15 protein-coding genes are annotated in these 19,103 nt (G+C 51.7%); 8 read left to right on the top strand and 7 right to left on the bottom strand.

The window, feature by feature from the left end:
* Nucleotides 1-38 precede the first annotated feature (38 nt).
* A complete protein-coding gene (locus EDM21_RS13845) occupies nucleotides 39-578 on the bottom strand; it encodes a P-loop nucleotide/nucleoside kinase family protein (protein ID WP_157336300.1) in 540 nt (179 codons plus the stop codon).
* Between the two features lie 289 nt (nucleotides 579-867).
* The gene (locus EDM21_RS13850) at nucleotides 868-1,530 is read right to left on the bottom strand and encodes a TVP38/TMEM64 family protein (RefSeq protein WP_157336301.1); all 663 of its coding nucleotides are present in this window, start codon (nucleotides 1,528-1,530) and stop codon (nucleotides 868-870) included.
* Nucleotides 1,531-1,877: 347 nt separating this feature from the next.
* Between EDM21_RS13850 and EDM21_RS13855 the strand changes: the two genes are divergently transcribed.
* Nucleotides 1,878-2,990: a hypothetical protein gene (locus tag EDM21_RS13855; RefSeq protein ID WP_157336302.1), complete on the top strand. Its 1,113-nt coding sequence runs from the start codon at nucleotides 1,878-1,880 to the stop codon at nucleotides 2,988-2,990.
* 147 nt (nucleotides 2,991-3,137) lie between these two features.
* Here EDM21_RS13855 and EDM21_RS13860 read toward each other — a convergent pair whose 3' ends face one another.
* Complete coding sequence (locus EDM21_RS13860) at nucleotides 3,138-4,907, bottom strand: methyl-accepting chemotaxis protein (protein ID WP_157336304.1); 1,770 nt, start codon at nucleotides 4,905-4,907, stop codon at nucleotides 3,138-3,140.
* 359 nt (nucleotides 4,908-5,266) lie between these two features.
* Between EDM21_RS13860 and EDM21_RS13865 the strand changes: the two genes are divergently transcribed.
* Entirely contained in the window at nucleotides 5,267-5,998 is a 732-nt protein-coding gene (locus EDM21_RS13865; RefSeq protein WP_166542004.1) for a metallophosphoesterase family protein, read from the top strand.
* A 35-nt stretch (nucleotides 5,999-6,033) separates the two neighbouring features.
* Entirely contained in the window at nucleotides 6,034-6,525 is a 492-nt protein-coding gene (locus tag EDM21_RS13870) for a DUF1648 domain-containing protein (protein WP_157336305.1), read from the top strand.
* Nucleotides 6,526-6,706: 181 nt separating this feature from the next.
* On the opposite strand, the gene EDM21_RS13875 is transcribed toward EDM21_RS13870, so the two are convergent.
* The 3 genes from EDM21_RS13875 to EDM21_RS13885 form a co-directional block, all read right to left on the bottom strand.
* Nucleotides 6,707-7,555 carry a DUF1349 domain-containing protein gene (locus EDM21_RS13875; protein ID WP_157336306.1) on the bottom strand — a complete coding sequence of 283 codons (849 nt, stop codon included), beginning with the start codon at nucleotides 7,553-7,555 and terminating at the stop codon, nucleotides 6,707-6,709.
* Nucleotides 7,556-7,680: 125 nt separating this feature from the next.
* Nucleotides 7,681-7,995: a winged helix-turn-helix transcriptional regulator gene (locus EDM21_RS13880; protein ID WP_068776619.1), complete on the bottom strand. Its 315-nt coding sequence runs from the start codon at nucleotides 7,993-7,995 to the stop codon at nucleotides 7,681-7,683.
* 291 nt (nucleotides 7,996-8,286) lie between these two features.
* Nucleotides 8,287-9,033 carry a hypothetical protein gene (locus tag EDM21_RS13885; protein ID WP_166542005.1) on the bottom strand — a complete coding sequence of 249 codons (747 nt, stop codon included), beginning with the start codon at nucleotides 9,031-9,033 and terminating at the stop codon, nucleotides 8,287-8,289.
* A gap of 152 nt (nucleotides 9,034-9,185) precedes the next feature.
* Between EDM21_RS13885 and yedE the strand changes: the two genes are divergently transcribed.
* From yedE to EDM21_RS13905, 4 genes are all read left to right on the top strand, one after another.
* A complete protein-coding gene (yedE, locus tag EDM21_RS13890; protein WP_157336307.1) occupies nucleotides 9,186-10,391 on the top strand; it encodes a selenium metabolism membrane protein YedE/FdhT in 1,206 nt (401 codons plus the stop codon).
* Between the two features lie 2 nt (nucleotides 10,392-10,393).
* Complete coding sequence (gene yedF, locus EDM21_RS13895; RefSeq protein ID WP_068776617.1) at nucleotides 10,394-10,621, top strand: sulfurtransferase-like selenium metabolism protein YedF; 228 nt, start codon at nucleotides 10,394-10,396, stop codon at nucleotides 10,619-10,621.
* 176 nt (nucleotides 10,622-10,797) lie between these two features.
* Nucleotides 10,798-14,190, top strand: a complete 3,393-nt coding sequence (locus EDM21_RS13900; protein ID WP_157336308.1) for a response regulator — start codon at nucleotides 10,798-10,800, stop codon at nucleotides 14,188-14,190.
* Between the two features lie 43 nt (nucleotides 14,191-14,233).
* Complete coding sequence (locus EDM21_RS13905) at nucleotides 14,234-15,445, top strand: ATP-binding response regulator (protein ID WP_157336309.1); 1,212 nt, start codon at nucleotides 14,234-14,236, stop codon at nucleotides 15,443-15,445.
* A gap of 150 nt (nucleotides 15,446-15,595) precedes the next feature.
* Here EDM21_RS13905 and EDM21_RS13910 read toward each other — a convergent pair whose 3' ends face one another.
* Nucleotides 15,596-17,098, bottom strand: a complete 1,503-nt coding sequence (locus EDM21_RS13910) for an extracellular solute-binding protein (RefSeq protein ID WP_157336310.1) — start codon at nucleotides 17,096-17,098, stop codon at nucleotides 15,596-15,598.
* A 247-nt stretch (nucleotides 17,099-17,345) separates the two neighbouring features.
* On the opposite strand from EDM21_RS13910, the gene EDM21_RS13915 reads away from it, so the two are divergent.
* Nucleotides 17,346-18,977, top strand: coding sequence for a hypothetical protein (locus tag EDM21_RS13915; RefSeq protein WP_157336311.1), 1,632 nt, complete (start codon nucleotides 17,346-17,348; stop codon nucleotides 18,975-18,977).
* Nucleotides 18,978-19,103 lie beyond the last annotated feature (126 nt).

A 19,103-nucleotide genomic window follows, 5' to 3' on the forward strand; every position in this document is an offset into this window, starting at 1 on the left:
CACATGGCTACTTTTCTGTAAAATGCCTCTTGTTTCTGTCAGGATACGATATGAGCCTCATTCCATGCCCGTCTCAGAATCTCCTCTACCGTTTCCTCCGGCGTCAGATTAGACGAATCTACCCACATTCCGATCTTGGGCGTTTCATTGTTCAGCACCGAATATAAGCTTTCCACCGTCCATTCGCCGTATCCTTTCTTGGGGCGGCCCGCTTCTCTGGCGGCAACCTCCTGCGTATCCGGATTCAGCACCACGACGTAGAGGGGACGAGTCTGGACAAACGACAGGAATTCCGCCAGCATGGGTCCCACCACAACATCCTGCATGATTACGGTAAAACCCTGACTATAATAAGTATCCGCTGCCTGGGCGCTCAACCGGTAACGAAGTCTTAGCTGCTCCAATTGGTCCTCTCCCGCGTCAGGTTTCACTTCCTTACGGTCACATACGATCATTTTTCTGAAAATATCTCCCCGCAAATGTACCGACTTATTGAATTTTGCGGCCAGGAGCTGAGCAACCGTCGATTTACCGCTCGCCATAATCCCTGTAACCAAAAACATACATGGTTGGTTCATCGTTAACCTCTCCCTCCAGTGCTATAGCTTACTGCATGCATATTCATCAGTGTATCACGGTCGTATCCGAGGACTGAAGGAGCGTATCGTTATACATGAAAATTCCTGATTTCCGGCATTTACAGGACGAAGACTTTAGATTTCACACAAAAAGACCGTCGCCTTCTTCCGAAGGGCAACGGCCGATGTTAACCCGTTTATTCATGCCGAGGACTAGCCTCTCTTGCCGCCTGAAGCAGCTCTTCTTTGGTTAAATCAGCTCATCCGGAGCGGAGGAGTTGATGGAGTATTAATTCTTTTCTAAAGTGACTTCGGCGGATTCCCCGATGTTGCGCTGTGTTGATTTCTTACCTTTCCATAAACGATGAATTCCTAAAGTAATAAGAAGGAAGACCCCATAGACTCCAATGGTGATCAGAACATTCCTAGGCTCGGTCATCAGGTTGTCTCCAACGAAAGCAAACAGCAGCATGGCGGGAATTTTTCCGAGCGACGAAGCGACTGTATAGGACAGCAGCGAAACCCGGCTCAGAGCCGAGTACACATTGATTAAGATCGAAGGAACGAAAGGAACCAGGCGGGCAAAGAGAATGGCCAGGAATGCATTCCGTTCAAACAAGGCGGTGACTTTGCCCAAACGGCCGGAGCGCTTCAGAAGTCTGGCTCCCCACTCTTGATAGCCGTACCGGACGAAAAGGAACATGAGGACGGAAGCAGCGGCAGAGCCTACCCAAGTAATAAAACCTCCAAGAACGGGTCCGAAGGCAGCACCGATCACTCCGCCGACTACGGGATACGGGATCACCGGGAACAAAGCCATTAAAGTGGCTAGTCCCGCCGCCATTGGAGCATGATCCGACTCCCCGAACCAGGCTAACAGCGCCTCTCCGTACACGTATATCAGACAGGCAATGACGATGTAAAAAACGGCGAGGCTTATTTTTTGATACATTCATTTTCTCCCGATTCGTAAGCTTATTCTCTATCATACCACACCATACGTTCAAACGATCCGGTTTACATACAGGAGTATCTTCGAAATTATTTCCGGACAAGATTCCGATTAATTTGACATTTAATGTATTAAATTACATAATTATTTGGAGTACTTGTTTGTTAAGGATGTCAGAACTCGGTATCTGTCCTTTTCAAGCAACCACTTCCACTTCATCCGTTTGCAAAGGAGGGAAATGAAAGACTACAGCGGTTGTCCCCCAAGAAGGAAACACAAAGGAAGCACACCGTACCGGAACAGATTTTCCCACAAAATACTGTTCAATCCAAGGAGGTTATTTTCCAATGAGATTCAGTCCCAAGCACCTGCTAAGTCTCGCTCTTGTATTCGCACTTATCCTAACCATCCTGCCCGCAGCAGGCAATGCGGAGTCCCGCCCTAATGCGGATACTCGCGCAGGCTGTACGGTAAACTGCCATACCAATAACGCAGCCTTTCTTAATGCAGACTGGTTCAATGGGAATATTACCCTGTCCGATCAGCAAATCGCCGATTACGTGAACAAATTGAAGCAATATAAAATTAAATATCAGTTCGTTGATGTCGGTGTTCTCATAGATTCGAATACGGCGAGCAACGGTTCCCTTCCGGCTGCTGGATACTCCAAGCTGGCTAACTGGATTAAAGTTTCCAGGCAAACCGATCCTAACCAGCTGATCATCCCGGCTTTAAACTATGGCTCCCGGGCCCCGAGAGTGAACGGCGTCAAAACACCGAACCCTAATTTCGGAACACAGACGTTTAAAGCCAACCTGAATGCGGCAGCCAACAAGCTTGTAAACACAGGCCTGCAAATCAACGGCAGCGGAACGTTCTATAAAGCGGACGGGATTCATCTGGATATTGAAGGATTTATCTCGAATGATACGGTGCTGCTTGGTACTCTGCAATATCTGCGCGACAATGCTCTGGCAAACAACACGAACTTCTCCCAATCCACACCGGCCGATTTCGGCTCCTCCCCCGTGTGGAGCAATGCGTTCATCGCGCAGGTAGGGGCCATCCTTAACCAGGTTCAGCCGATGATCTATGACCAGATGGGATGGGGGTCCCCAATTGTGGATGCAGCCAGCTATCAAGCGCTGTGGACTCAAGAAGTGAAGCGCTACAGTACCGCGCTGGCCGGCACTTCCAGCAAGCTGATGCCGACTATGCCCGCTTACGAGAAGAAGACAGCCGAAGACGGCACGGTCTATCATGATCCTGCGGTTGAGAGCCTGTACAATGCGGCTAAAGGGCTCCAGGCCGCTATCGCTTCGCCGGGAAGTGCCAATGTACACGGCGCCAGCATCTTCTGGTGGAGCCATTTTGCCGGGTACCACCCTACTGTGTATGCTCCTGCCCTGTACCAGGCAGACCAATCCAATTGGCTGAACGAATGGGTGAATCATCCTTAAAAAATGCAGCCTAAGCCAGCAGCTTGACCGCTTTGCTGACAATTAATAAACGCCTGTCCAACCGGATAAGATCCGCGGACAGGCGTTTTTGATTACAACATGGAAGTCACGTGAAACGAAAGTACTGAACAGAGGCATCCAGAATGCTCAAGATGCCGGGTTGAATCCTAACTCCAGCTGATTCTCAGCAGACTGGGGTTCCCGCTTTTTGTCAATCAGATCCTGTGAGGGATGGAATTTGAACTGATGGATGTTGTCCTGCAGACCTGCGGCCATACCGTCCAGCGACTCCGATGATGCAGCTATTTCCTCCATAGAAGCCAGCTGCTCTTCGCATACGGCTGCTATGTTCTGGGACTGGTCCGAAATCACAGAGGACAGTTCCACAAGCTGCTGCTCCGTGACCAGGAGCTGCTCGGTCACCGCAGACAATTCTTCCGTCGCTGCGGATACTTCTTGTGCCTGCCCAGCTACGACTCCAACGGCTTTGTAAATGTGGTCAAAAGCTTCCCCCGTGCGGTCCATGGCCCGGGTACCCGCTTCAATCTCCTCAGAACCCGCCTTCATCGCATCCACCGATTTGCCGACTTTTTCTACCATACTGCGGATTCCATCCGCAATCTGTCCCGATGCATAACCCGTCTGCTCGGCAAGCTTCTTGACCTCTTCCGCTACAACGGCAAAGCCTTTGCCATGCTCTCCGGCCCGGGCTGCCTCGATACTGGCATTCAGGGACAGCAGGTTCGTCTGGGTTGCGATTTCTTTAATAAAAATACTGATCTTCTCGATCTGCTTCGACTGCTCACCCAACTCGTTGATCACGGCAGCCGATGTCCCCATCGTAGATTGAATCTGCTTCAGCTGAGCGACTGTCTCCTCCAGAAGCGCGCGTCCCTGCTGCGCCTCCTGGTCCGCCCGTTCTGCCGATTCGACTGTGATGGCCGCAGACTGGGCAATTCTTTGAATGCCGGCTGCGCTTTCCTCCATAGCCAGCTTATTTTCCCTGATCCGGGCCACTTGATTGTCCGCCGTTTCCGAGATGCCCTGAACAGCCTCCGCAATCTGCTGAGCGGCTATAACAGCCTGCCCGGAACCGCCGGACAGCTCCTTGGAGGCCGAGGCCACCTGCAGGGCGTTATCGTCGATATTCATCATAAGCGTCCGCAGGTTATGCTTCATGTCATTGAAGGCGCGTGCCATATCGCCGATCTCGTCCTGTTGTTTGACCGCTACATCCTCCGCCGTCAAATCGCCGCCGGCTATCCGCTTCACGGAATCGGCAACTAGCGTAACGGGGCGGGCAATCATCCGGATGATGAAAAAGGCCATAAGCGCTCCCACCAGAAGCGCCAGCAATACAGCTCCCAGAACCATCCCTTTATTATTTTGCACCTGCTGAGCGGTTTCTGTTACGGTCTGATTCAACTGGGCTTGCTGGTAATTCTCCAATTCTTCTGCCGCTGCTGCCATTTCCAGAGCGAGCGGGACACATTTCTCTTCCACCAGACGAATATACGACTGGGCATCATCTTTGTATTTGTATACGGCAATTTCGTTAACTGCCCCCGCGTATTGCTTCTCCAACCGGAGCAGCTGATCCGCATATTCCTTCGCTTGGACCGACGTAATACTTGCCTGTAGTTCCTGCATATCCCCCTTAAAAGCGGCTCTGTCTTTCTCGTAGTTTACAAAGTGCTCATTATTGCCTGTTAAAAGATAACCGCGCACATTTTTGGTCTGATCCGCTGCCAGAGCTCCTAAATTTTTAGCGAGCAAAATTTTGTGCACCCGGTCTTGAATGAGATTCTCGTAAGCCTGGTTGACACGGGTCAAGCCAATCCAGCTAATTGTTCCTACCAGAATGGTCAATACCAGTACAGCGGCAAAACTTAAGGTAAGCTTCTGTCTAAATCTCATAAAAAACCCCTTCGGTCTTTTTATTTTTTTAGTTCTTTGTACCTATTAAACAGGATCGTTATGATTCTAAACAGTGAATATTCATACCTACATAAAAAAATAATAAATCTAATTCCAGTTCTTGTTAAGGCCTATATACCCAAAACATAAAATTGTAGAGACTAGCTTCAAAGACCCGTCATTTCAATTATCCAGGGACTTCCATGTGCGATGGAGTCCTGAATAATGTAGAGAGAAATCTTACATATTGTTCTAAATTTTATAAGAAAGAAGGAAGGCGGATCAGACAAATCGAAGATAAAGAAAGCAGAAAAATATAGAGAGCAGACCAGCTGCCCGATTAACGGAGGACATTACTTGTGGACAAAATCGCAATTCTATCCGACATTCACGGCAATATACCCGCGCTTGAGGCTGTATTGGAAGATATCCGGCGAAGGGATATTACGAGAATATTGTGTCTTGGGGACCTGGTCGGCAAAGGTCCTCATTCCGATCAGGCGGTAGATCTGATCCGCCGGCATTGCGAGGCCGTTGTAAGCGGCAACTGGGATGATTTTATAACACGTGAAGCGGAGTACCCGGATCTATGCTGGCATCAAAATGTGCTGGGAGAAGCACGGCTTCAATATTTAGCCGCTCTTCCTTTCGCGCTTGAGTTCTATATGAGCGGCCGGTATGTGCGGCTTTTTCACGCCTCTCCACGCAGTTTATACGAGCGAGTGCAGCCTTGGGACGACTTGGAGAAACGACTCTCGCTATTCGAATCCTCCGAGCGTTGCACAGCCAATATTCCAGCCGATATCGTAGGCTACGGGGATATTCACAATGCCTATCTTCAGCATTTGCACGGGAAAGTGCTGTTTAACGTCGGCAGTGTAGGTAATCCGCTCGATGTAACGCAGGCGTCTTACGTGATTATGGAAGGCAGCTATGGAGCCCGGACAGCCGCCCCCCTAGATATCAGGTTCGTCCGGGTGCCTTATGACATCGAGCTTGCTGTCCAGCAGGCCATTGATGCGGATATGCCTCACCTGGAAGCTTACATCCAAGAACTGCGCACCGCGAAGTATCGCGGGATCAAAGACTAGGCAGCGCCCGCATATCTATTAGGCGAGGTGATTGTATGCAAGTAAGCCAACCTAAGTTAATTATTGATCGAACGGTGCCCGAACGTATATCCGACTTCCTGTCGGTTCTGCTGCTAGCAGGAGCTACTGTCCTCCTCGCGCTGCACTGGAGGGACATTCCTGCAGAAATCCCGATTCATTTCAACGGAAAAGGGGAACCTGACCGCTACGGCGGCAAAGCTTTCATTTGGGCGCCCATGGCACTAGCCAGCGTTATGTGGATGGTGCTGACCCTGCTTGAGAGGTACCCTCATGTTTATAATTATATCAACCTGACTGAGGCAAACCGTGAGAAGCAATACTTGAATGCCCGCATGATGATCAACCTCATGAAGTTGGAAATTGTGCTCTTCTTCGTCTGTATCAGTGCCGAGATCTACGCGGCCGGAAATTATGATTTTAATCTGCTTGCCTGGGGGATGCCGGTTTTTTTATTGCTGCTCGCGCTAACCCTTGCATTTTTTATTAACCGGGCAAGAAAGTTATAGGGAGGGTTCTATTAGCGGACAAAATATTATAAAAGCCTGCCGGTTCGGATCACTCTGCCGGCAGGCCTCTTTAATCTACGGATACAGCTCTATCTCATGGGCTCCGGAGAATCCGAGTCTCATCCGCAGACTGGTTCTGCATGGACGAGTCTCACACATTCCGGCTTCGCGGACTCTCTTCTTACTTCACCTTTTCAGCGCCCTTCACCTTTTCAGCGCCGAGGAACTCCAGCCAGTCTTTTTCCTCTGCCGTTTTGGACTCCAGCTTCTTTGCGAGATCCTTGGATGGCTTCGGCTCGTTGAATCGTATGTAATCCACGTACGTCAGGTTGTCCGCATAACCGGACAGATTCGTAAGCAGGCAGTAACCTACCTGCAGCTTAGCCGGAAGATCCGTCCGCTCGTGTGCATCCGCGAACTTCCACTGGCCCCCCTCTTCTTTGTACAGCTTGACGACGTTGCTGCCGATCCTTGCAAGCTTCAGCTCGATCCACTCCGTTTGTACATTCTCTGTTTTGTAGACAAATTGACTATTCACATTTTGCTTAAAATCAATGAGTCTAGTTCCGTTCTTGCCTCCGGTGGTCAGGTATTCCCAGTTCTCTTTGTTACCGGGCACAACCGTTCCCTCCGGCTCGCCCGGAGCCCGCATCATCAAGCCGGCCAGATCGAACTCACCGGAAGGAACGGATGCGCTCTTGCCCGTCACTTTAACCCTCATGGTGGCAACAAAGTCACCGGTAATGGTTTTGTAGGAAAGATGTCCGGTGTTCACTCCATACCAGGTACCGGATGTAGGCTCCAGGAACAGGTGCCCTTCGCTCGTCTGGTTGCTATCCGCTCTGCTTAAATAGAAACCATTCTGGAAAGTATCTCCGGCTTTTTTCCATTGGGCCAGCGATGTGCTATCGTTGAATTCATCACTTAATTCGGCTAGTTTGTCCACAGCCGGACTACCCGCATTCATACTGCAGCCGGATAAAATCATAACGGTTGTGAGCACGATAACCGGAATTGCTTTTTTAAACATATCGAATCCCCCTCTTAGATCCATATTTTCTAGACTCTACGTCCATTAGAACAGAGAGGGATATCTTACACAAGAAGGCACTTTTTGGTAACGAGGTTACCAAAAGGTAAGAATTAGGGGCCCACCTACGGTTTGAACGTTGTACCCCATGTAAAAAGACTGCTGAGAATCGGCTTCATAGCTTTCCCTTTCTCCGTCATGAAGTAAACGACACGCGGAGGCATCTCTGCGAAAACTTGCCGTCCGATAATTCCGTCCTTCTCCAATTCCTTCAACTGTTGAGACAGCACCTTCTGGGAAACTCCAGGCAGACGCCGCTGCAGCTCATTGAACCGGAGTGTCTCGTGCTGCAAATACCATAATGCAAGTACCTTCCACTTCCCGCTTAGTGCATCAACAGCAATCTCAACCGGACATTTCTCATATTGAATAGCCATCATCTACTTGCCCCCAGCATCGGATTAATTAAAAAATAAACACAACTCCGTTTTACTCTGCTATAATATCACGGTCCCTGTTTCCAGATATATACTAATCAGGAAAGGCGGTGGATTTGCATAAATAAGAGTAGAATATTAGCAATATTTTTGCTCACTGCTTCTGCCATGTTCCTTATACTATTCCTCTTGCTGTATGCAGGCGTGACTAACAATATCATTCGTCTGAACTAACTTCCGCTGCGGAAGTTAGTTCTTTTTCGATACCATTACGATTGACGGGATAATCTGGCGTTATCCTGCCCCGCCGATCTCCCTTAACCGCCTTCTCATCTCTTCCAAATTGGCGTTAAACTGCTTCAGTCTGTGCCCGTTGGCACCGGACGGATGCGGAAACCCCCATAGACACCGGGCGGGGTCCAATATGCCTTCCTTCCTGGCAAGGTGCATAACACCTTCGACCTTTTTTCCCAGAGGGATAATGAGGGGCCGATCCAGCAGAGAGAGTTCTTCCGCAAGGAAAGCAAGGGCGCGCTCTCTTAAGAAAGCTGTTGTCAGCAGATCGGGGTTCGATCCGGTGTAGTTCTTCTCTCCAATGAAGACAGGGTAACGGAGCAAAGATGTGGTATGCAGCAGGTTCCGATGCCCCAGAAACAGTTCGCCGCAAGACGGGATGCCCAAGTAATGATGCAGTCCCAGCGTATTCAGCATCCCGGTCAGATTGTGTCTCATTGTACCTGCGAACGATGCCTCTTCCTTGGCCGCTTTGCTTATTGCCTCCTGAGTAAGGCCCAATTCCAGCCCGCGTCTAGCCTCTTCAAAAGCTGCTTTCATCTGAGTCCACCCCGGCGTCAAACCAATGATGACTACCTGGGCCGACCGATTCATATATTCATTATGCGGGGCATAGTACATGTCTGCAGGCCCGCATCGTTCGATCAGGAACTCTTCCGTCAGCAATTGTGCTTTAGTGAGGCTTGTATGAGCCGGCAGAGCCCTCATGGCTTCTGTGTAGCTTTCGAATTTACTGGATAGTATCACAGCCGGTTCCCTCCTATATACCGCCGGCTTCCCTAAACCGGCCCCGCTTTTAACCAATCGGACAATCCTTCTAGAAAATAATACGCAAATCCGGGGATCATTTGTAGTAGAATTAAATAGTTGTATTTAATGATAGAGGGGATTTAAGCACGATGAAACTTGTATGGAATAAAGTATTCAACAATTACTGGAGCCCTTATGTCGCCATGGGGCTTGCCGGGGTGCTGAGTGCTTTGTATTTTGGACTGACCAGCACCGTATGGGCGGTGACAGGCGAATTCACCCGGCTCGGCGGACACATATTGGAGTTTTTTGGCGTAGATATTTCGGGGTGGGCTTATTTTAATCTTATCAAAATGAATGGAACTACGTTCACCCGAACCGATGGCTGGATTGTCTGGGGAATGTTCATCGGGGCGCTGATCACGATTCTTCTCAGCAATTCGTTCAAAATAAGAATACCCAAACAAAAGCGGCGTTATGTCCAAGGCTTCATCGGAGGGATTATCGCAGGATTCGGAGCCCGTCTAGCTCTGGGGTGCAATCTGGCTGCTTTTTTCACAGGCGTCCCCCAATTCTCGCTTCATTCCTGGATTTTTATTGTGGCGACTGCCCTCGGGACCTATCTGGGTGCCAAAGTGGTGAACACCGCCTGGTGGAAAGGCAAACCCATCCTGCGAAAAGGAAGCGGCAAGCCTGTATCCCCCTCCCGCAAGTCTACACGCATCCAGCCGCTTATCGGCGCTCTGGTCGCCCTTGCGTATGCGGGACTGATTCTTTACTTCTTCTTGACCGGCAGAACCATGCTGGGCATAGCCGCTATCTTCGGCGCCGCCTTCGGCATCCTGATTGAAAGAGGGCAGATCTGCTTCACCTCTGCGTTCCGTGATCTGTGGATCAGCGGACGCGCCACCATGACCAAAGCCATTGCGCTCGGCATGGCTGTCAGCTCGGTCGCTACCTTGTTCATTATCCTTTATTACGGACTTGAGCCGATCACCAAGATAGCGGCTCCGAGCACGTTTGTCGGCGGCGTACTGTTCGGCATCGGGATCGTCATGGCTGCCGGCTGCGAAACCGGCATGATGTACAGGCTGATGGAAGGCCAGGTTGTCTTCCTGCCGGTATTCGCCGGCAACATCCTGGGAGCCACGGCGCTTGCCTATGCCTGGGACCATATGGGCATATTCAACCTGTTCGTTAAGAGCGGCTCGCCGGTCAATCTCATTCACGTCATGGGCCCGGCAGGCGCCCTCCTGGTCACGCTGCTGCTGCTTGGCATCGGATTCGCAATCGCTGTTTATTGGCAGAAAAACTACCGTTTCGGCACGGGATTCAAAAAAGAAAGGGGACTATAACCATGTCCATTGACTATACGCTTGATCTCAGAGGAGAATCTTGTCCTTATCCTGTTATTTACACACTGGAAACTCTGCGCGATATGAAAAAAGGCCAGCTGCTTCAAGTTATCGCAGACTGTCCGGCTGCCTTCCGCAACGTTCCGGAGGAAGTCATTAAGCATGGATATACGCTTGCGCAAGAACCTGTTAAGAACGGCCAGGAATTTATGTTCTATATCACGGCTTAGTTCGTTCTTCATCTCCGCTTATTCTATACGGCTATTATCGAACGCCGCCTGTCATCCTCATGAATCCGATGGCAGGCTTTTTTTATATGCAGCCGTTCCTGATTAAAGCCCGCACTACCCATGTCCGCCCGGGAAAGTTATAATTGCATTATTGAAGAAAGGCAAGGTGGAAAAGCATGAATATAAAATGGAAGGTCTGGTTGGGCACCGCCATTTCAATTCTGGCTATAGGCGGCTTAACCACAATTGCGTGTTTGTTCTTAGATGGAGTCCCGCTGGCTCTGTCATTAGTGATAGGTTTAGTCGGACTTCTGGTTGGCGCATATCTAATCATCGGTGTTCACCGTGACATTAATAACGGAATGCATAGAGTCTCCCAGATCGTTCATGATATGGCGCACGGCTCCGTCAACCCCGCTGATCGTTCCGCTGAGGCGGGAGGCGAATTCGGGCAACTGGCACAGTCGTTCCGCTCTCTCGCCGTGGACCTGTACCACAAGACTGAAGAGGAACGCATTCTGCGGCTGAAGGCGGAGGAACAGACTTGGATTAATGTCCATGTCTCCGAAATGGCTATTCTCCTTCAAGGTTCTGTTCAGATCGAACGGGCATCGGAGATTTTCATCGGCAAGCTGGCCTCGTCGGTACAGGCGACCTACGGCGCTCTGTATGTGCAGCGGGATGACATGCTGCACTTTGCGGCCGGCTATGCCTACAAGAATATAACGGCCCCCCAGGACCCCATTGCTCCGGGCATCGGGCTGGTCGGGCAGTGCGCGCGGGATAAGAACCCTATCCTGCTGCACGATCTTCCGGACGGATATGTTACAATCCATTCCGCTCTCGGCGAAACGAAACCCAAGACGCTCATCATCGTCCCTGTCCTCTATGAGGATGAAGTAGTCGCGGTCATCGAACTGGCTTCCTTGCGGGAATTCACCGACAAGGAGCGCCAATTAATCGAGCAGACCAGCGCCAATATGGGAATTCTGCTGAACACCTTGGCGGATATCGCAAGGATCGGAGTTCTGCTGCATGAAACCCAGCTCCAGAAGGAAGAGCTTGAGACCCAAACCGAGGAACTTCAAGCCCAAACGGAGGAGCTTCAGATGCAGGCCGAAGAGCTTGAAAGCCAGACCGAGGAACTGCAGGCGCAAACCGAAGAGCTCCAGATGCAGGCCGACAGCCTATACAAATCCAACGAGCAGCTTCAGGACCAAATGAGAATCACGGAGCTTCAGAAAGAAGAAATTAAACAGCAGGCGGATGACCTTAAAGAACAAGCCGATGAATTATTCACTTCCAATAAACATCTGCAGGAGCAGATGGAGCTGACCGAAGTCCAGAAGACGGAGATTGCCGAACAGGCTGAGGAGCTTAAGAAACAAGCGGAAGAGCTGTCCGCTTCCAATGAGTATTTAAAGAAACAGGTCGAGCTGACCGAGCAGCAGAAAATCGAAATTAAAGAGCAGGCCGATGAAATCTTCATGGCAGCCCAGTATAAATCCGAATTTCTCGCGAACGTTTCCCATGAGCTTCGGACGCCTCTTAACAGTCTGCTGATCCTCTCCCAAATTCTCGCGGAGAATAAGGAAGGGAATCTGGAGGCCAGACAGCTGGAGTACATTCACACGATATTCTCAGCCGGCAAGGACCTGCTCACGCTGATTGACGAAATTCTGGACCTCGCTAAGCTGGAGGTCGGCAAAATGACCGCGGTCGTCGAGCCGGTCTATCTGAAAGACATCAGCAGTCATTTCTACCGCCATTTCGAGCAGCAGGCACGGGAGAAGAATATTGAGTTCGATATTTACTGCGACAATAGCCTGCCCGAGAGTTTCCTGACGGATGGACACCGACTGCAGCAAATATTGAACAACCTGCTATCTAATGCACTTAAATTCACAGAGACGGGTTCGGTTAAGCTTTCCATACACGGAACCCCCTCCCCATCCTCGCCTTACGGCAAGGACGGGAAGTCCGTGGCGGACGAGATTGTCTTCTCCGTCAGCGATACGGGCATCGGCATCCCCGCGACCAAGCTGGAGAGCATCTTCGAAGCGTTCCAGCAGGCGGACGGCACCACCAGCCGCAAATATGGCGGCACAGGCCTGGGCCTCACCATCTGCCGGGAACTGGCTGCCCTTCTTGGCGGCCGAATCGAAGTAGAGTCGGCGGAAGGCAAGGGCAGCACTTTCTCCGTGTACCTGCCAGCCGTACAAGCGGCCTCGGGCAGCACCGAAGCGGCAGCGGCAAGCGCCGCTTCCGCCTCCGAACAAGCCAAGCGAGACAAGAGCCGATTCCAGGAATCGTTCATTCCGGATATCTCGATCTCCAATCCGAAGCTGCTTCAGCTCTCGGAAATGGAGGATGACCGCGCTAATCTGCAGCCCGATGACACTTTGCTGCTGATCATCGAAGAGGAAGCCGAATTCGCGGCCATCCTGCTGAAATTAGCCCGGCAGAGAGGGTTCAAAGCCATTGTCGCCTCCCAAGGCGATCAGGGCCTGGCCCTGGCTCACGCATACAAACCGGATGCCATTCTGCTCGACATCCAGCTTCCCGTACTGGACGGCTGGTCCATCATCAGCCGCCTGAAGGGCCGGCCCGAGCTGCGGCATATCCCGATTCATATTATCTCGACCGCAGAAGAGAATCAGCAGGGACTTGCCATGGGAGCCTTGGCCTTCTGGAAGAAGCCGAACGATGTCCACGAGCTCGAAGCGGCCTTCCTTCAGATCGAATCCTATATCCGCCGGCCTGCCAAAAGCTTGCTGATTGTCGAAGACAACCCCGATCTGCGCAATAGTGTCGTGGCCTTCATTGCCCACCCCGATGTGAACGTCGTCGCCGTGGCAACCGGACGGGAAGCGCTGGAGCAGCTGGCTTCCAACCATTTTGACTGCATGGTGCTTGATCTGGGGCTGTCCGATATTTCGGGCTTCGATCTGCTGGAGCAGGTCAAGACCAACCGCAAGCTCCAGACGCTGCCGGTTATTATTTTTACAGGCAAAGAATTAAGCAAACAGGATGAACAGAACCTGCATCATTATGCCGAAAGTATCGTCATCAAGAATGTAAAGTCCATGGAACGGCTCTATGATGAGACCGCTCTTTACCTGCACCGCAAACATGCGGATCTGCCGGCCGACAAACAGCAGCTGATCGAGAAGCTCCATAATCCCGAAGCTGCCTTCCAGGGGAAGAACATTCTTCTGGTGGACGACGATATGCGGAATATTTTTGCTTTATCCAGCGTGCTTGAAGGGTATAACATGAATATAACATTTGCCCAGAACGGCAAAGAGGCTCTTACTAATTTGCAGAACCATCCTGAGGTTGACCTGATCTTCATGGATATCATGATGCCGGAGATGGATGGTTACGAGACCATGAGGGAGATCCGCAAAATACCAGACTTCGAGAAAGTCGTCATTATCGCGCTGACTGCAAGGGCAATGGAAGAGGACCGGATCAAGTGCCTGCAGGCAGGCGCCTCCGATTATATCTCGAAGCCGATTAACACGACGCAGTTAGTCAGTATGCTCAAAACCTGGTTGATCAAATAAATCCGATGCAATCATACATGCCAGCTTGTTACGGGGGATTAGAATGGAGTATCCAATTCGCATTTTATTAGTCGACGACCGGCCCGAGGACTTTCTTACGATACAAGCTCTGCTGGTTGAGACGTCTTATCAACTGATCCGGGCATCTTCCGGAATGGAAGCTTTGAAATTTTTGCTGGAAAATGAGTATGCTCTTATTATTATGGATGTCATGATGCCGGATATGAACGGGTTCGAAACCGCGGAACGGATCAAAATGCGTAAAAAATCAAAGGATATTCCGATTATTTTCCTGACGGCTCTTACCCCTGAGGTTGAAGATTATATGAAAGCTTATACGGCAGGAGCGATCGATTATTTGACGAAGCCTTTTCATTCCGGCGTGTTGAGGAGCAAAATCGAAGGTTTCGTCCGGCTGTACAAGGCGCACAAAGAGCTGCAGATCAAAACAAACGAGCTCCAGGAGCAAGCTCTAGAGCTGGCGGAGGCCAACCGCGTGCTGACCCAGCTCAAGGAAACGGCCGAGGTCGCCTCCAGGATTAAATCGGGCTTCCTGGCCATGATGAGTCACGAAATCCGGACACCGCTGAATGGAATTATTGCGATGTCCGATATTCTGAAAGCTTCCGATCTAAAGCCGGATGACGCGGAAATGGCCGAGATTATTCATACGAGCGGACACGCTCTCCTCTCTGTCATGAATCATATCCTGGATTTCACCAAAATCGAATCCGGTAAAATGGAGCTCGATTATGAGCCCTTCGATTTGAAAGCCTGCATGAAAGAGACGACCGATTTATTCAGGGCCCTTGCCCGTGAGCGCAGCCTGACTCTGGAGACGCATATCGATCCTGAGATTCCCGAAATGCTGATCGGAGATTCGAACCGGCTGAGACAGGTGCTCAACAATCTGATCGGCAATGCGGTTAAGTTCACGGAGGCCGGCAGTGTAACGGTCTACGTGAACAACCGGGACATAAGCGGCAATATCATCCGCCTCGAATTTATTGTTGAGGATACCGGTATCGGTATCCCTCAGGATAAGATGAATCATTTGTTCCAGCCCTTCACACAGATTGATGCGACCATCAACCGCAAGTTCGGCGGTACGGGACTCGGGCTCTCCATCTGCAAAACGCTCGTGAATCTGATGGGCGGCACCATCTATGCCAAAAGCAACGTCAAAGAGGGAGCGGTCTTCGTATTTACCGTCCAGGCCGGCATTCCCTCCCGCTTCATGGCAAGCCTGTCGTGAACCATAACGTATGGATGGCGGGATTTATAAAAAATGACCTTTTCCAAGGCTCGCCGGCCGTCGGAAAGGGTCATTTTTTAAATAAAACCATCTAAGCCAGAACAAGTCCGGTAATCCGTCATACTGCGGGGATGCGGGTGCTTGCCTTCCTTAAACGCCCAGCAGGACCTCAATCCGCTCGCTCGCTTCTGCTTCATCTTCCAGCCGGGACCAGTACACTTTCAATTCCTCGCTGATCGCTTCAAGCACATGTGTGCTGAGGTGAAGATCGGAATACAGCCGGTAACGGTCCCACTGGCGGGTGACCCTTGCTTCACCGTGAGGACGATTGCCCTCCAGCTGCTCAACCGGCAGCGTCAGCGCCCCCGGATGAACAGGGAGCGTCAGCGTCCCGCGGCGGATGCCGCTCTGCACTTCCTGGCCGCACAAATACCGGATAAGCGAGCCCGCAGCCTCCTGAGAGTCAGAACGGCGGTTCACCGCCAGCCCGGTCGTCAGAAGCAGCGTATCCTTGGAGCTGAGCGAGGGCAGCGGGGCCACGCCATAGTCCAGCCGTTTATTGCCTCTCAGGCGGTTCAGTCCGAAGAAGGTTGTCAGGATCATCGACGCACGCCCGTCATGGAACCAGCGCTCCACATCGCCGTCGCTGTCTGTCCAGAGCACGGAATCCCCCTGCTGGTAGATAAGGTCCCTGGAGATGCGGAGACTCTCCCAGAGGGCCGGATCTTCCGCAGTACGCTTGCCTTTGCCCGTATTGAACTGGAATCCGTTCTGCAGCAAGAACACCGGCCACCGGTTGATCGACTGGATATGCACGACGAAACCCCGGGCATCAAGCTGCTTGTTGAACGTCCTTGCCGTCTTAAGCAGCGTATACCAGGTCCAGTCTTCACCCGGCTCCGCGATCCCGCACTCCGCAAAGTGGCTGCGGTTATAACACAGGACGAGCGGGGAATAAACGAACGGTGCCGTCGTCAGCCTGCCATCCTCAGCCTGAAAGGGCCGGGATAGGATAGGATGCGCATAGTCGGTCGGGGGAGCGTCCGCGAACAAGCTCATAGAAGAATCCTTGTCCTTCAGCTTGAGCGCATCCCAAGCCGTTACCGTCACCACATCCGCCATGCCGTGTTCGGCCAAATCCAGCGGAAAGGGCGTCGGGATCATGCGGACACGCACACCCGGGTGCAGCGCCTCGTATGCTTGAACCGCCTCCTGAAGCTTCACTTCTTCTTGAAGGGAAGAGTGATAAGCCAGGCATAGAACCGTTTGCCCCGTTTGTATGGAAAACTCCGGGGTGCTCAGGTCTTCCCGCCGCCCTTCATCCCGGGCAATTGAAGCTGCCGGATTCAGAGCGCCTCCCCCAGTGTTCTCCCCTCCTGTCCGGCCGGCTGCCGCTTCATTAGATTCTTGGGAAGGGAAGGGCCCCTTCACACGGTTTCCGACACGCCGGATTTTCGCGATCAGCCCCTCCTCCACCAAGATATCCAGAGCCCGCCGCACAGACTCCTTACTTAATCCGAACGTCCGTCCTAGCTCCACTTCAGAAGGAAGGTAGTCTCCTGTCTGTAAAGAGCCTTGTACAATAGCATCCCGCAAGCTCCCAACCATCTTTTGGGTGCGTGCATTAAATTCACTTCGGCTGGGCCGTGCCATGTTCTCCCTCGTTTCTATAACCTATTGATTATTGGATTATAACACAGTTATATCCAGTTTGTTCAAGGCGATTTTTAGACTACATATTTAAATTAAACGACTCCTTCTTGTATTGACAGCTTAACTGTTAGTGGTTACTCTATAATTGAATCGTGTACATATAGCCTAGATTTTCTCGAGATCAGTCTATGAAGAGATCGTAATTCAGCACTTGCGGTGCCATACATATGCTACGGAGGATGATACCATGACCACTTTACAGAGTCTGCCGCCGTCCAGGGACCCTGTGCTTGCTTTTGCCCGGCAGGAATGGGAACAATTAAGCCGCACATACGGACATCTCTGGGGCTCTCTGACCCGGACCTCTAACATCTACATCGGTTTGTGGGAGGAAATAGCGGCTGCGGGCCTCAGCCCGCTCCTGGAGCAGTCCATGCCCTTGCAGACTCCGAAGAAAGACAGCTATTGGATCGAAGTTTCGCCCGATACCATCATTATCAGCGGCGAGAGTGCGCATTCGACTCTTTATGCGGTGTACGATGCTTTCAAGCGCTACGCCGGCGTGAACTGGATCTACCCCGGGGAACCGGCTTCGCTGATCGATATTCCCCATTCGATTACAGATACGCAAGAGGCCGGCCCGCTTTTTGAGCCCTGGTTTGAACGCAGAGGATTCGTCATCGAGAATTTATACGATCCTCCCTATATCCTTGATATGATTGACTGGCTCGCCAAAAACCGCGTGAATGAGATCTTCTTCACGTTCACTTTATGGGACCGCATCAAAGAAGAGGCGGCTCCCGAGATCGTCAAGAGAGGGCTCAGCCTGACGCTCGGCGGGCACAGCATGAAATTCTTTCTCGATAAAAAAGAGGCCGAGAGTTTGCAGGCGGCCGATCATCCATATACGGCCAAGCAGCAGCTCGACTATGCGGATGTATCCTGGCAGGAGCCTGTCTGCGACCTTATCGCCGCGTACTGTGCCGATGTCCCCAATCTGAGCCGTGTCTCCTTGTGGCCCGAAGATTTACCGGCGGAGCAGCAGGGAGATTTCCTGCCCAAATATATCCGCTTTACAGCGTTGCTAAAAGACCGTCTGCGGCCGGCTCTGCCGGAGCTCACCGTGGAGCACATCGCCTATAATGCCGGGCTCGCTTGGGATATGCTGGAGCGCAGAGGTGAGCCGGCATCCGGGCAAGTGGATACGCTGTACGCATTCTGGGGAAGAGACTACCGCAGTTCCCTGAATCATTCCCCGAACGCTGCCGATATCCGGGCTATCCGTTCGCTGACGGATTGGACCCCTGCGGTGCATGAGAAGCAGCGTAAGCTGAGCGTGTTCGAATACTACAGCGATCACTTCATGTTCTCCGCTCTGTTCCCGAGCATGCCCGCGAGAATCGTAGAAGATGCGGCGTACTACCGCTCATTAGGTGTAGATGGTCTGACGAATCTCATCGTCCCGTGCCCGGGATATCCCGATTATCCATGGAAGTGGGCGACCGGTTTGAACAGCTACGCGTTCAGCCGGGCTGCGTGGGGCGACTGCCTGGAGAGCATCCTGCGCGACTACTACAGCTATTATCCGGAAGACGGGCGGGAAGCGGTCCGCCAGTGGATGGAAACGGTCGAGCAAGCCGTAACCGCCGTAACCGCCTGGAATACCGTCCTGTTCCCCTACCGGATCGTCGATGCGGATAAGATTCCGGACAAAGAGGAACATCGCTCCGATGTAATATCCCTGCTCGGCAGCATCCATGAGCAATTGACAGCCGCTTTGGAACAAGCGCCGCCATCGGCAGCTCACGGACCAGCGGCTCTATACCTCAAACATTTAATCGCGCAGGCCGAGGTGTGCAGGAAAGCCTGGGCTTCGTAAAGACAGAGGCGCATGCATTCCCGATTGCTCAGCAGCGGCGCTTACCCCCAGCCAATAGTGTTGGGGGTATTTGCGCATCGCCGTATGCCGTATTTAGAGGCTGCTTTTCCTATAATAGATCGCATA

It is taken from the genome of Paenibacillus lutrae (assembly GCF_009757775.1).
In the GTDB taxonomy this organism is placed as follows: Bacteria; Bacillota; Bacilli; order Paenibacillales; family NBRC-103111; genus Paenibacillus_F; species Paenibacillus_F lutrae.